10 protein-coding genes are annotated in these 13,715 nt (G+C 72.5%); 5 read left to right on the forward strand and 5 right to left on the reverse strand.

What is annotated here, in order from left to right; translation table 11 throughout:
* The first annotated feature begins 147 nt into the window (after positions 1-147).
* On the forward strand, positions 148-2,055 hold the full coding sequence (locus ETD96_RS29305) for a bifunctional metallophosphatase/5'-nucleotidase (RefSeq protein ID WP_138639726.1): 1,908 nt from the start codon (positions 148-150) through the stop codon (positions 2,053-2,055).
* A 172-nt stretch (positions 2,056-2,227) separates the two neighbouring features.
* Here ETD96_RS29305 and ETD96_RS29310 read toward each other — a convergent pair whose 3' ends face one another.
* On the reverse strand, positions 2,228-3,736 hold the full coding sequence (locus tag ETD96_RS29310; protein WP_138639727.1) for an MFS transporter: 1,509 nt from the start codon (positions 3,734-3,736) through the stop codon (positions 2,228-2,230).
* A gap of 196 nt (positions 3,737-3,932) precedes the next feature.
* Here ETD96_RS29310 and ETD96_RS29315 point away from each other — a divergent pair, with 196 nt between their 5' ends.
* Both ETD96_RS29315 and ETD96_RS29320 read left to right on the forward strand, forming a co-directional pair.
* Positions 3,933-4,832 carry an RNA polymerase sigma-70 factor gene (locus ETD96_RS29315; protein ID WP_138639728.1) on the forward strand — a complete coding sequence of 300 codons (900 nt, stop codon included), beginning with the start codon at positions 3,933-3,935 and terminating at the stop codon, positions 4,830-4,832.
* A gap of 93 nt (positions 4,833-4,925) precedes the next feature.
* Positions 4,926-6,365: a pyridoxal phosphate-dependent decarboxylase family protein gene (locus ETD96_RS29320; RefSeq protein ID WP_138639729.1), complete on the forward strand. Its 1,440-nt coding sequence runs from the start codon at positions 4,926-4,928 to the stop codon at positions 6,363-6,365.
* A gap of 22 nt (positions 6,366-6,387) precedes the next feature.
* Here ETD96_RS29320 and ETD96_RS29325 read toward each other — a convergent pair whose 3' ends face one another.
* The 4 genes from ETD96_RS29325 to ETD96_RS29340 form a co-directional block, all read right to left on the reverse strand.
* Complete coding sequence (locus ETD96_RS29325) at positions 6,388-6,573, reverse strand: hypothetical protein (RefSeq protein ID WP_138639730.1); 186 nt, start codon at positions 6,571-6,573, stop codon at positions 6,388-6,390.
* Positions 6,574-6,600: 27 nt separating this feature from the next.
* Positions 6,601-9,027 (reverse strand): ABC transporter permease, encoded by a 2,427-nt coding sequence (locus ETD96_RS29330; RefSeq protein ID WP_138639731.1) that lies wholly within the window; start codon positions 9,025-9,027, stop codon positions 6,601-6,603.
* Entirely contained in the window at positions 9,024-9,755 is a 732-nt protein-coding gene (locus ETD96_RS29335) for an ABC transporter ATP-binding protein (protein ID WP_138639732.1), read from the reverse strand. The genes ETD96_RS29330 and ETD96_RS29335 overlap by 4 nt, the downstream gene beginning before the upstream one ends.
* Before the next feature lie 135 nt (positions 9,756-9,890).
* Positions 9,891-10,706 (reverse strand): SAM-dependent methyltransferase, encoded by an 816-nt coding sequence (locus ETD96_RS29340; protein ID WP_205719508.1) that lies wholly within the window; start codon positions 10,704-10,706, stop codon positions 9,891-9,893.
* A gap of 135 nt (positions 10,707-10,841) precedes the next feature.
* Here ETD96_RS29340 and ETD96_RS29345 point away from each other — a divergent pair, with 135 nt between their 5' ends.
* Both ETD96_RS29345 and ETD96_RS29350 read left to right on the forward strand, forming a co-directional pair.
* A complete protein-coding gene (locus ETD96_RS29345; protein WP_138639734.1) occupies positions 10,842-12,023 on the forward strand; it encodes a cytochrome P450 in 1,182 nt (393 codons plus the stop codon).
* Positions 12,024-12,154: 131 nt separating this feature from the next.
* A partial coding sequence (locus ETD96_RS29350) for a BCCT family transporter (protein WP_138639735.1) occupies positions 12,155-13,715 on the forward strand: 1,561 nt, incomplete at its 3' end.

Consider the following 13,715-nt stretch of genomic DNA (forward strand, 5'->3'; position numbering starts at 1 on the left):
GTTCCCCCCTCAGATCCCCCTGAGAAGCGCCCGGCTTGTCGTTGAGTGCCAACGAATGTCCCCCAGGATCGGAAGATCTCACCGAACGCGGAGCCGAGTGACGGGCCTATCGTTCTGCCGTCCCCCTGCGGAAGGAACGGGTGCGCCATGGAGAATCCACAGCCGCGCTGGTGCTCGTGCCGGGTACCGGACGACGCGAACCCCGACCATGGCCACGGCCACGACACCGCCCGGGGCGTCACCCGCAGGCAGGTCCTCGGCGGGCTGACCGCCGCGAGCGCCCTCACCCTCGCGGGCTGGCCCGGCACCGCCTCCGCCTCCGACACCACCTCCGACACCGGCACCGCCTCCGCCGCCACGGAGAGCACCCGCCACGGCAAGTCCGTCACGATCACCGTGATGGGCACGTCCGACATCCACAGCCACGCGGTCAACTGGGACTACTACAAGGACGCCGAGTACAGCGACCGCGACGGCAACGTGGTCGGCCTGGCCCGCGTCTCCAGCCTGGTCAACGAGATCCGCGCCGCCCGGGGACGCGAGCGCACCCTGCTGTTCGACGCGGGCGACACCATCCAGGGCACCCCGCTCGGCTTCTACTACGCCACCGTGGAGCCGATCACCGAGACCGGCCGGACGCATCCGATCGCCGACCAGATGAACGCCATCGGCTACGACGCCGTGGCCCTCGGCAACCACGAGTTCAACTACGGCATCCCGTTCCTGGACGCGTGGATCCGCCAGATGGACGCCCCGGTCCTCGCCGCCAACGCCGTCCGCGCCGGCACCCGCCGCCCCGCCTACCGCCCGTACATGATCAAGAAGATGCATGTCCGCGGGTACCCGCCGATCCGCGTCGGGCTGCTCGGCCTGACCAACCCCGGCATCGCGATCTGGGACAAGGCGAACGTCTCCGGCAAGCTCGACTTCCTCGACCTGGTCGAGACGGCCCACCGCTGGGTGCCGGTCATCCGCGCGCAGGGGGCCGACGTCGTGATCGTCAGCGCCCACTCGGGCGACAGCGGCACCTCGTCCTACGGCGACGCGCTGCCCGTCGAGAACGCGTCCGCCCTGGTGGCCGAGCAGGTCCCCGGCATCGACGCCATCCTGTTCGGGCACGCGCACCTGGAGATCCCGGAGCGCTTCGTCACGAACACGACCACCGGCGAGACCGTCGTGATGAGCGAGCCGAAGTGCTGGGGCGAGCGCCTGTCGGTCTTCGACCTGACCCTGCGCCACGAGCGCGGCCGCTGGAAGGTCACCGGCAAGTCGGCGACGGCGGTGAACACGAACACCGTCCTGGAGGACCCGGCGCTCGTCACCCTCGTCAAGAAGCAGCACGACGCGGTCGTGGCGTACGTGAACAAGGAGGTGGCGACCTCCACCGAGGAGATGTCGGCGGCGGAGTCCTGCTGGAAGGACACCGCGATCCTCGACTACGTCCACCTCGTCCAGACGGCGAAGGTGAAGGACGCCCTGGCCGGCTCGGAGCACGCGTCGCTCCCCGTGGTGTCGATCGCGGCACCCTTCAGCCGCGCCGCCACGTTCCCCGCCGGGAAGGTCACCATCCGGGACATCGCGGGCCTCTACATCTACGACAACACCCTCATGGCGAGCGTCCTCACCGGCGCCCAGATCAAGGACTACCTGGAGTACTCCGCGCAGTACTTCAAGCAGGTCGCGGCGAACGCCCCCGTCGAGCCCGCCTCGTGGACGAACGCCAACAACCGTCCCGACTACAACTACGACCAGTTCTCCGGCGTCACCTACGACCTCGACATCGCCAAGCCGGAGGGCTCCCGCATCACCGGTCTCTCCTACGACGGCACAGCCGTCACCCCTGACCAGCGGTTCGTGGTCGCGGTGAACAACTACCGCCAATCGGGCGGCGGCGGCTTCCCGCACATCACCGGCGCCGAGGTCGTCTACAACGCCCAGGTGGCGATCCGCGAGGCGATCGTCGAGTACGCCTCCGCCGCCGCCGGGACCATCGACCCAGCGACGTTCCACACCGAGAACTGGCGCCTGACCAGGGACGGCACGCCGGTCTTCTAGCCTCGCCGGTCTTCTAGCCTCGCCGGTCTTCTAGCCTCGCCGGTCTTCTAGACTCGCCGGTCTTCTAGACTCGCCGGTCCTCTAATCCCGCCCGTCCCCCACGAGCCAAGGCGGTGCGCCGCCGCAACGTCGCGGCGGCGCAGGCCCCCCATCGACCAGGCGCACCCCGGGGTCAGGTGTGCGCAGGCAGCGGCTCGACACCCTCGGCGCCGTCCGCCGGGGTGGCGGTGGCGGCCGGTGCCTTCCCTCCCGGACGCGGGGTGTTCATCAGGAGCGCGACGATCAGCGCGCCGCCGATGAGGATGCCCGCCGCCCAGAGGCCGGCCGCCGCGAAGCCCTCCACCAGGGCCAGCTTGGCGACGGCGGGGCTCGGACCGTGCTCGGCCAGGTAGTCGGCGGTCGCGGTGGTGGCGATGGTGTTGAGCAGCGCGATGCCGATCGAGCTTCCGACCTGCTGCGCGGTGTTGACGCTCGCCGACGCCACGCCCGCGTCGCCCTGGTCGACGCCGTGGGTGGCGTAGTTCATGGCCACCGGCATGATCATGCCGGCGCCGAAGCCGAACACGAGCTGGGAGACGAGCACACCGGACGCGTAGGACGTCCCGGGGTCCAGCCGCATCAGCCACAGCATGCCGACGGCGCCGAGGAGCATGCCGGGCACGATCAGCGTCCGCGGCGCGACCTTGGGCAGCAGCCGCGAGGCGAGGCCGCCCGCCGACGCCAGCACCGCCGCGGTCATCGGAAGGAAGGCCACGCCCGTCCTGATCGGCGAGTACCCCTTCACGACCTGCAGGTAGTAGGTCATGAACAGGAACGCGGCGAACATGCCGGCGCCGGCGACGGCGACAGCCAGGTAGGCGGCGCCCCGGGTGCGGTCGGCGACCACGCGCAGCGGCAGCAGCGGCCGCGCCACCAGGGCCTCGACGACCGCGAACGCGGCGAGCAGCACGGCGCCGGCGACCAGCAGGCCGATGATCGTCGCCGAGCCCCAGCCGTCCGACTCGGCGCGGCCCGTGGCGTACACGATCGCGACCAGGCCGCCGGTGACCAGCAGCACGCCGGGGACGTCGAACCGCGCCCTGCCCTCGCTCCGCGACTCGGACAGCATCACGTACCCGCCGACCGCGGCGGCCAGGGCGATCGGGATGTTGATGTACAGGCACCAGCGCCAGTCCAGGTAGTCGGTCAGCGCCCCGCCGGCCAGCAGCCCGAACGCGCCGCCCGCGCCGGCGATCCCGCCCCAGATGCCGAACGCCTTGGCGCGCTCCTTCGGCTCGGTGAACATGACCGTCAGCAGCGACAGCGCGGTCGGCCCGAGCAGCGCGCCGAACGCGCCCTGCAGGGCACGGGCGACCAGCAGCATCTCGAAGTTGCCCGCCGCCCCGCCGAGCGCGGACGCGGCGGTGAACCCGAACAGGGCGATCAGGAACGCCCGCTTGCGTCCGGTGTAGTCCGCGATCCGGCCGCCGAGCAGCAGCAGCCCGCCGAACGCCAGCGTGTAGGCGGTGATGATCCACTGCCGGTCGCCGTCGGAGATCCCGAGGTCCCGCTGGATGGACGGCAGCGCGATGTTCACCACGGTGGCGTCCAGCATGAGCATGAGCTGGGCCAGCCCGATGAAGACCAGCGCCCCCCAGCGGCGCGGGAAGGCCGCCGGGAGCGGCGCCTTCGTGTTTGCCATGGCTTCCTCACTCGTCTGCGTCGCGCGCCGCGCGGATCGTCGCGCGGCGTCCTGACGACCACGAGATGTCGGCGGGCGGCCCGCTGTGACAGCCCGGCCGTGTGACGTGTCCCACGGGACGCCGATGTCACAAAATGGCCGGGACGGGCGTCTCGTGCGTATAGCTCTGTTGGAGACAGGCAGGTGGGAGCCAGAGATGACCGAGCGGACCGAGCGGATCGACCCGGCCACAGAGGCGTTCGTCGCCCATCGGAACCTGCTGTTCACCGTCGCCTACGAGATGCTCGGCTCGGCCGTCGACGCCGAGGACGTCCTGCAGGAGACCTGGCTGCGGTGGGCGGGCGTCGACCTCGCCACCGTCCGCGACAAGCGCGCCTACCTCGTGCGGATCACCACCCGCCAGGCGCTGTCCCGGCTGCGCGTGCTCGGCCGCCGCAAGGAGAACTACGTCGGCTCGTGGCTGCCCGAGCCGCTGCTGACCACGCCCGACGTCGCCGAGGACGTCGAACTCGCCGACAACGTCTCGATGGCGATGCTGCTGGTCCTGGAGACGCTGACGCCGACCGAGCGCGCGGTGTTCGTGCTGCGCGAGGTGTTCGACCTGCCGTACGACGAGATCGCCGAAGCCGTCGGCAAGACCTCGGCGGCGGTCCGGCAGATCGCCCACCGGGCGCGCTCGCACGTCGCGGCGCGCCGCCCACGCGACGCCGTGTCGGTGGGCGAGACGCAGGCGGCGCTCAACGCCTTCCAGCGCGCGGTCGAGACCGGCGACCTGCAGCACCTGTTCGACATCCTCGCGCCGGACGTCGTCGTGCTGAGCGACGGCGGCGGCATCCGCCGGACCGTGCCGCGGCCCGTCGTGGGGTCCGACAAGGTGAGCCGCCTGCTCGGCCTCGGCCTGCGGCGGCTCCACGCCGAGGCGTCGTTCGTGCCGGTCCAGGTCAACGGCCTGCCGGGGCTCGTCATCCGGCTGGACGGGCAGACCGACACCGTCATGACGATCCGGGTCGAGAAGGGTCTCATCAAGGGGTTCTACTTCGTCCGCAACCCCGAGAAGCTGTCGCGCCTAGAGCAGGAGACCACCCTGAGCCGCTGAGCGTGGGCAGGCCAGGCACCCTGTCACTTATTTAGCGGTAATGGTCCTTGCTGCCACTTTGCCTGGTCGCCACCCAGGCGCGAAGGTCGGGTCATGCATGGATTTCCTCTGGGACGCGCCTCCTTCGCCCCTTCCCGCGCGGACGCCGAGGCGATGTGGCGGCACGTCGTGGACCTTCTGGAAGACGAGCGCGAGCAGGTCGCCGAGCGGGAGGTGAGCGCGCCGGTCGGCGACCGGGACCTGAAGGCGCTCAGGGACGCGATCGGCGCGTACGACTTCGGCCGGCCGGTGCCCGCCGAGGGCGTGGTCGAGGACGTGGCCCGGATGCTGCGGGCGGCCACCGTCCACACGACCCACCCGCGCTACTTCGGCCTGTTCAACCCGACGCCGGCGCTGATGGGCGTCGTCGGGGAGACGCTCGCCGCCGCGTTCAACCCGCAGCTCGCCGCCTGGTCGCACGCGCCCGCGGCCGTCGAGATCGAGGCGCACCTGCTGCGCTTCCTGGGCGGACGGCTCGGCTACCCGCCCGCGGCGGTGGCCGGGTCGTTCACCAGCGGCGGCGCCGAGGCGAACATGACCGCCGTGCTGCTGGCGCTCACGCGGACCTGGCCCCGCTACGGCGAGGAGGGGCTGCGGGCGCTGCCGGGCCGTCCGGTGATGTACGCGTCGGCGGAGAGCCACCTCGCCTGGCTCAAGATCGCGCACGCGGCGGGCCTCGGGCGGGACGCCGTCCGGCTCGTCCCGGTGGGGCCGGACCTGCGCATGGACACCGGCGCCCTCGCCGACCGGGTGGCCGCCGACCGGGCGGACGGCGACCTGCCGTTCCTCGTCGTCGCGACCGCCGGGACCACGGCCGCCGGGGTCGTCGACCCGCTGCACGACCTCGCCGACCTGTGCCGCGACCTGGGCCTGCGGCTCCACGCCGACGCCGCGTACGGGGGCGCGGCGGCGCTGTCGGACCGGCTGCGGCCCGCCCTGGCGGGGATCGAGCGCGCCGACTCGATCACGGTGGACGCGCACAAGTGGCTGAGCGTCCCGATGGGCGCCGGGGCCTTCCTGTGCACGGACGCGGAGGGCCTCGCGGAGACGTTCCGGGTCACCACGTCCTACATGCCGGCCGAGGTCCCCGGCACCGCGAACCCGTACACGTCCAGCCAGCAGTGGTCGCGCCGGTTCATGGGCCTCAAGCTGTTCCTCGGCCTCGCCGTCGCGGGCCGCGCCGGGTACGCCGAGCAGCTCGAACACGACGCCGCCCTCGCGGACGCGCTCCGCCGCGGGCTCGCCGCGGCCGGCTGGGACATCGTCAACGACACCCCGCTGCCCGTCGTCTGCTTCGCCGACCCCGGCACCGCGACGTGGGAGCACCACGAGGCGCTCGCCCGCCGGGTCGTCGAGGGCGGACGCGCGTGGATCAGCCCCGTGCGGCTGGCCGGCCGCGCCGCGCTGCGCGCCTGCGTCATCAGCCACCGCACCGCGCCCGCCGACGTCGACGAACTCGTCCGGGCCGTCGGCGAGGCGCGCGCGGCGTCCTGACGCGGGCCCGCCCGCCGCGCGGTCAGGTGCGGCGGCGGCCCCGGACGAAGTAGTCGACGACCAGGGCGATGGCGCCGAGGCCGGTGACGGCGTTGACGGTGATCGACAGCCAGGTGTCGGCGAACGCGACGCTCACCACCACGTTGATCGCGAGGAGGACGGCGACGATGGTCCAGCGCAGGCTGTTGCCCATGGGAGTGCCTTTCATGTGGGGGGTCTGCTCAGGGACGGGTCTTCAATGGACGGACGGGGAGGTGCGGCGGCGCAGCATCGCCCGTGCCGGGAGGAGGATCGCGGCGGTGCCGGAGCCGGCGACGCCGAGGAGGACGGCCGCGCAGGCGGCCGGTGAGACGGCGGGCAGCGGGACGCCGGTGACCGCCGTCGCGAAGGCCATGAGGGTCACGGCCGCGATGGCGACGCCGATCACGGTTCCGGTGCCGAGGATGATGGCGGCCTCCAGCCGCAGCATCCGCAGCACCTGCCGGCGGGTCGTGCCGACCAGGCGCAGCAGCCCGAACTCGCGGCGGCGCGCGGCGGTGGCGAGGGCGAGGGTGGTGACGAGCCCGATCGCGATGAACCCGCCGATCGCGGCGACGACGACCTGGTTGACGAAGCCCTGGAGCCGGATCTCCTCCGACAGGGCCTCGTCGAAGGCGTCGCGGTCGATCGCCTGGACTCCGGTGTAGGCGGCCGTGGCGGCACTCAGGTCGGCCTTGCCGCGCACGAGGACGTGATCGTCCAGCCCGGTGGCCGTGTGGGCGGCGACCAGGTCGCGCGGCAGCAGGACGTCGCCGAAGCCGAGGTCGCGGTCGTAGACGGCGACGACGCGGGCGTCGATCCGGGTGCCGTCGCCCAGCCACAGCGGCGCGGTGGAGCCGACGCGCCGGCCGCCCGCCGCGTTGCGGCTGAGCGCGACGGCGGTGCCGCGCAGGTCGCGGAGGCGGCCGGAGGTGACCTTCGGGTCCATGGTGGCCTCGGCGTCCGCGCCGATGCCGCGCGCGGGCAGCGAGGTCAGCTCCTCGTCGCCCATCTCCTTGATCTTCATGACCACGGTGGTGCGGTTGACGGGGGTCGCGGCGGTGACGCCGGGGACGCGGCGGACGGCCTCGGCGGCGCCCGGCGGGAGGCCCGGCCCGGCCGAGACGACAACCTGGTCGGCGCGGCTCCCGGCCGCCGCCTGCTCGGTCGTCGCGTGGACGATCGTGGTCTGCGCGAACAGCTGGGTGCCGGCGAACGCGACGGCCAGCGCGACCGGCGTGATGACGGAGCCGGCGCGCAGCGCGGCGGCGGCGCTGCCGTGCCGGGCGAGGCGTCCGGTGACCGGGGCGAGCGCCTGGGCGGCGCCGCCCAGCAGGCGGGCGCCGTGCCGCGCGAGCAGCGGCCCGAGGAACGCGGTCGCGACGATCAGCGACATCACCAGCCCGCCGACCGCGGCGACCGCCGCGGCGCCGGAGGTGGAGCCGGAGAAGCCGAGCGCGCCCAGGCCGACGATCAGGAAGACGACGCCGGTGCCGATCCGCCATCCGGGCAGGTCGGCGGGCTCGACGGCCGCCTCGCCCAGCGCCTCGACGGGCCGGATCCGGGTGACCCGCAGGGACGCGAGGAGCGCCGTCACCACCGCCGCGAGCAGCGTGACGGCGACCGCGGCGAGGGCGGGCAGCGGGCTGAGCGCGGGGCCGAACCCGTCCGGCAGGACGTCCTTGCGCCCCATCGCGGTGAGCATCGCGGCGCCGAGGCCGAGCGACAGCACGCCGCCGATCAGCGCGGCGGGCACCCCGGCGCGCAGCGTCTCCCGGACGAGCCGCCCCTGCACCTGCCACGGCGTCGCGCCGATCGCGCGGAGCATCGCGAACTCGCGGGCCCGCTCCCGCACCGACAGGACGATCAGCCCGCCCACGACGACCAGCGCGGTCATCACGGCGACACCGGCGAACGAGGCGCCCATCTCCAGGATGTCGGGACGCGCGGCGGCCACGGCCGGGGACTCGACGTCGCCGCGCGCCTTCCCGGTGGAGACGGTGAGGCCGGCCGCGGCCTTCCGGAGGTCGTCCGTGTCGGGGTCACCGATGACGGCGAGCGCGTCGGCGTGTCCGGGATGGCCGTAAAGCGCCGCCGCCGTGGCCGGGGTGAAGAACGCCGCGGCGGGGCCGTCGCCCACGACGCCGGAGACCCGGTAGGGGCGCGGCGTGCCGTTGGTCTGCATCTTGACGGTCGTGCCGGGCGCGACTCCGGCGGAGCGGCTCAGCACGACCTCGTCGGCGGTTTGCGGGGCGCGTCCAGCGCTCAGCTCGTAGGGCCGGAGGGCCGCCGAGTCCCAGCCGTGGCCGGTCAGCGTCCGGCCCGAGGGCAGCAGGACGGGGAACGACACGTCCGCGACGACGGACCGCACGCCGGGCACGGCCCGCAGCCGGTCCGCGGCACCCGCCGGGACCCGGGACGGCTCGGTCACCGGCCGGGTCGCCTTCGCCGGCGGGTCGCCGAGCTTCTTGACCGTGGTGGAGACGCTGCGCGGCCCGGTGACGACCGCCGCAGCCGCTTCGTACCGCTCCACCGGGCCGTGCGCCCGCCACGCCGACTCGATCAGCACCCCGCAGGCGCCGACCAGCGCGGCGGCGAACAGCAGCGCCGCGAAGATCCCGGTGAACGCGCCGCGGTTCCTCACAGCGACTCCCAGCGGTTCATGATCGCGGCGGCGGACGGGTCGGCGACCTCGTCGACGATCCGGCCGCGGTCCAGGAACAGCACCGAGTCGGCCCACGCGGCCGCCATCGGGTCGTGCGTCACCAGCACCAGCGTCTGCCCGGTCTGGTCGACGGCCTCGCGCAGCAGCCGCATCACGTCGCGGGCGGTGCGCGGGTCGAGCGCGCCGGTCGGCTCGTCGGCGAACACGACCTCCGGACGGGTGATCAGCGCGCGGGCGATGGCGGCGCGCTGCTGCTGCCCGCCGGACAGCTCCGACGGCCGGTGCGCCAGCCGGTCGGCGAGCCCGACCCGCCCGACGACCTCGCGCAGCCACGCCGGGTCGGCGGCGGCGCCGGCGAGCCGGAGCGGCAGCGTCACGTTCTGCTCGACGTCCATGGACGGGATCAGGTTGAACGACTGGAACACGAACCCGATCCGCTCCCGGCGCAGCCGCGTCCGCTTGGTCTCGCTGAGCCGGCCGATGTCCGCGTCGCCGATCCGGACGGTGCCCTCGGTCGGGCGGTCGAGCCCGGACGCGCAGTGCAGGAACGTGCTCTTGCCCGAGCCGGACGGCCCCATCACCGCGGTGAACCCGCCGCGCGGGAACGTCCACGTGACGCCGTCCAGGGCCCGGACCGAGCCGTAGGTCTTGGTGACCGACTCCAGTCCCACGGCCCGCGCGGTCGCCTCGGCCGTCATCGTCGTCATGATCCCCTCCGGGTGAAATCCCCCTCTGACCTTGACGAATCTAGGTTCGAGAGGGCACCCGGCACATGGGCCCGCGCTCCCGAATCGATGGTGTAGCGGGCTACACCACCGAGCGCGGGAAGGAGCGTTCCAGGGTCAGGGAACGCGGGCGACGGCGCAGAGCATGGAGACGTCCTCGATGCGGGGACGGTCCGCCGGGGGGACGTCCGAGCGCCACTCGACGACGGAGCCGACGCCCGGCGGCAGCAGCTCCAGCCCGTCGAAGAAGCGGGCGAACTCGTCCCGGCTGCGGAGCCGGAACGGGACGCCGCTGCGCTCGTTCGCCGCCTCGTTCTCCGCGTACTCCTCGGCGGTGAGGTAGTCGCCGGTCGCGTGCGTCATCACGAGGTGGCTGCCGGACGGGAGCACCGACAGCAGCCGCGAGACGATCCCGTACGGGTCGTGGTCGTCGGTGACGAAGTGCATGGTCGCGACCAGCATCAGCGCCATCGGGCGCGTCATGTCCAGGGTGCCGGCGAGGGCGGGGCTCGCGAGGATCGCCTCCGGGTCGCGCAGGTCGGCCTCGATGTAGGCGGTCCGGCCCGTGGGGGCGCTGTTCAGCAGCGCGCGGGCGTGGACGAGCACCACCGGGTCGTTGTCGACGTACACGATGCGGGACGTCGGCTCGATCGACTGCGCGATCTCGTGCACGTTCCCCGCCGACGGCAGCCCGGTGCCGATGTCGAAGAACTGGTGGATTCCCGCCTCCCCGGCCAGGTAGGTCACCACCCGCTTCAGGAAGGCGCGGTTCTCCACGGCGGCCAGCCGGACGGTCGGAAAAGCGGAGGCGACCACCTCCGCGGACTCCCGGTCGACCGCGAAATTGTCCTTGCCGCCGAGCCAGTAGTTGTACCGCCGGGAGGGGTGCGCCTTCGTCGGGTCGATCCCCGCCGGAACCCGCTCATCACCCAACGCAGCCCTCGATTCGGTGTTCCGCCGCGCCGGCGCGGCGGACGGGCAGATCGCAGTCTCCCATTGTGCAGGTCGCGGCGGGAAACCGCACCGCCAGGGGCCCCGAAACGGCGCGCGTTGTGCCATGGTTGCGAGGTGGATCTCTTCTACAGTCCGTTCGACTTCGCCATTCAGGACGACCCCTACCCGGTGTATTCGGAACTGCGCGAGAAGTCACCGGTCTACCGGAACGACAATGACGACTTCTGGGCGCTGTCCCGGCATGCCGACGTCGTCGCCGCGCTGAAGGACTCGGCCCGTTTCTCCAGCCGGAACGGACTGCGGATCGAACCGGCCTTCTGGGGCCCGGACGCGGAGAAGTTCTTCTCCTTCGTCGCGATGGACCCGCCCAAGCACACCCGGATGCGCGGGCTCGTCTCCCGGGCGTTCACCGCGAAGCGCGTCCAGGCGCTGGAGCCGCGGATCCGCGAGATCGCGCGGGAGTGCGCGGCGCCGCTGCTGGACGGCGCCGAGCTCGACCTGATGCGCGATTTCGCCGGCCGGTTCCCCACCGATGTGATCTCCGAGCTGGTGGGCGTCCCCGAGGCCGACCGCGGCATGGTCCGCGACCTCGGGATGGCCGTGATGTACCGGGACGAGGCGGGCACCGACATGCCGCCGGAGGCGCTGCAGGCCATCGGCGCGCTCGTCGGCTACTACACCGAGCTGACGATCGAGCGGTCCAAGGAGCGGCGGGACGACCTGCTGTCCGGCCTGATCGACGCGGCCGAGGACGAGGACAGGCTCACCCCCGAAGAGATCGTCGGTGTGCTGATCCTGCTCGTCGGCGCCGGCATCGAGACGACGATGCTGACGCTCGGCAACGCCTGGCACGCCGCCTGGCTGCACCCCGAGCAGCGCGCGAAGGCGTTCGGCGGGCGCATCGCGGACTGGGTGGAGGAGACGCTCCGCTGGGACCCGCCGTCGCAGGCGCTCGCCCGCACCACCACCGAGGACGTCGAACTGCACGGCGTGACGATCCCGGCGGACTCCCGCGTCCTGCTGCTCGCCGGCGCCGCCAACCACGACCCCGCCGTGTTCACCGACCCGGAGCGGTTCGACCTGGACCGCGACACCGGCCAGTCCCTCGCGTTCGGGAACGGCCGCCACCACTGCCTCGGCATGAACCTCGGCCGGATGGAGGCGCGGCTCGCGCTCGGCGAGATCACCGGCACGGTCGCCGACTTCGAGATCGACATCGACCGGGCGGTGCGGGTCCGCTCGTCCAACGACCGCGGCTTCGCCTCGCTGCCGACCCGCGTCACCGCGCGCCGCTGACGCTCGCCGACCGCACCATCGGCGGCCGGTCCGGCCGCCGATGGACGCCTTCGCCCGCCGGCCGTGCCACTCATGAACGAATTACTCTCCCCGATCACTGAGAAGTGAATATCCGGGCAAGAGTCCAGATCATGAAGGGCAAGCGCGAGCCCGGGGCCGAGTTCCCCGGCACGGAACCGGCGGGCCTCGCCCAGCATGGCCGCGCGCACACCGACTGGATCGTCTACGGCGTCACGGCCGTGCTGTCGGTGGCGTTCGTGATCTGGGGCGGGGCGTCCACCGGCACCCTCAGCTCCGCCGCGCAGAGCACGCTGAACTGGCTCCTCGGCAACGTCGGCTGGCTGTTCGTCCTCGCCTCGACCGGCTTCGTCGTCTTCTCGCTGTGGCTGGCGGTCAGCCGCTACGGACGCATCCCCCTCGGCCAGGAGGGCGACGAGCCCGAGTTCCGCACCGTCTCCTGGATCGCGATGATGTTCAGCGCCGGCATGGGCATCGGGCTGATGTTCTTCGGCGCCGCCGAGCCGCTCACCCACTTCGTCATGCCGCCGCCCGGCACCGACGCGCCGCAGAGCGAGGCGGCGATCGAGACGGCCATGGCCACCACGATGTTCCACTGGACGCTGCACCCGTGGTCGATCTACGCCGTGCTGGGCCTCGCGATCGGGTACGGGCACTACCGGCGGGGCCGCGACCAGCTGATCAGCTCGGCGTTCGCGCCGCTGCTCGGCCACCGGCGCACCCAGGGCCCGCTGAGCAAGCTGATCGACATCCTCGCCCTGTTCGCGACGCTGTTCGGGTCGGCGGCCTCGCTCGGCATCGGCGCCCTCCAGATCCAGACGGGCATGCGGGAGGCGGGCTGGATCGAGAGCCTCGGCACCAGCGTCCTCGTGCTGACCATCGTGGTGCTGACGATCTGCTTCATCCTGTCGGCCGTGTCCGGCATCGCCCGCGGCATCCAGTGGCTGTCGAACATCAACATGGTGCTCGCGGCCGTCCTCGCCCTGTTCGTGTTCGTGGTGGGGCCGACGGTCTTCATCCTGGAGCTGCTGCCCACCTCCATCGGCGTCTACATCCAGGACTTCGGCGAGATGGCGTCCCGCTCCGGCGCGACCGGCGGCGCGGCGATGAAGAAGTTCCTCGCCAACTGGACGATCTTCTACTGGGCGTGGTGGATCTCCTGGGCCCCGTTCGTCGGCATGTTCCTGGCCCGGATCAGCCGCGGCCGCACCATCCGCCAGTTCGTCGCCGGCGTGATCATCGTGCCGAGCACCGTCAGCCTGGTCTGGTTCGCGATCTTCGGCGGGACTGCGATCAACCAGCAGCACCGCGGCCTGAACCCGTACGGGAACGGCTCGGAGGAGCAGATCACCTTCAACGTCCTGAGCGACCTGCCGTGGGAGTCCATCACCGGCGTCATCGTGATGCTGCTGGTCGCGATCTTCTTCGTGTCCGGCGCGGACGCCGCGTCGATCGTCATGGGCACCCTGTCGCAGCGCGGCTCCACCCGTCCGGCCCGCTGGATCGTCATCTTCTGGGGCGCCCTGACCGGCGGCGTCGCCGCCATCATGCTGGTGATCGGCGGCGACGAGGCCCTCAACGGCATCCAGAACATCACCTTCATCGGCGCGCTGCCGTTCACGATCGTCCTGATCCTGCTGTGCTTCTCCCTCTGGAAGGACGTCCGCGACGACC

It is taken from the genome of Actinomadura geliboluensis (assembly GCF_005889745.1).
Taxonomy (GTDB): Bacteria; Actinomycetota; Actinomycetes; order Streptosporangiales; family Streptosporangiaceae; genus Spirillospora; species Spirillospora geliboluensis.

Bases quoted from the DNA above. Each gene is read 5' to 3' on its own strand.
- ETD96_RS29305 (WP_138639726.1), top strand. From the start codon at position 148: ATGGAGAATCCACAGCCGCGCTGGTGCTCGTGCCGGGTACCGGACGAC.
- ETD96_RS29310 (WP_138639727.1), bottom strand. From the start codon at position 3,736: ATGGCAAACACGAAGGCGCCGCTCCCGGCGGCCTTCCCGCGCCGCTGG.
- ETD96_RS29320 (WP_138639729.1), top strand. From the start codon at position 4,926: ATGCATGGATTTCCTCTGGGACGCGCCTCCTTCGCCCCTTCCCGCGCG.
- ETD96_RS29335 (WP_138639732.1), bottom strand. From the start codon at position 9,755: ATGACGACGATGACGGCCGAGGCGACCGCGCGGGCCGTGGGACTGGAG.
- ETD96_RS29325 (WP_138639730.1), bottom strand. From the start codon at position 6,573: ATGAAAGGCACTCCCATGGGCAACAGCCTGCGCTGGACCATCGTCGCC.
- ETD96_RS29315 (WP_138639728.1), top strand. From the start codon at position 3,933: ATGACCGAGCGGACCGAGCGGATCGACCCGGCCACAGAGGCGTTCGTC.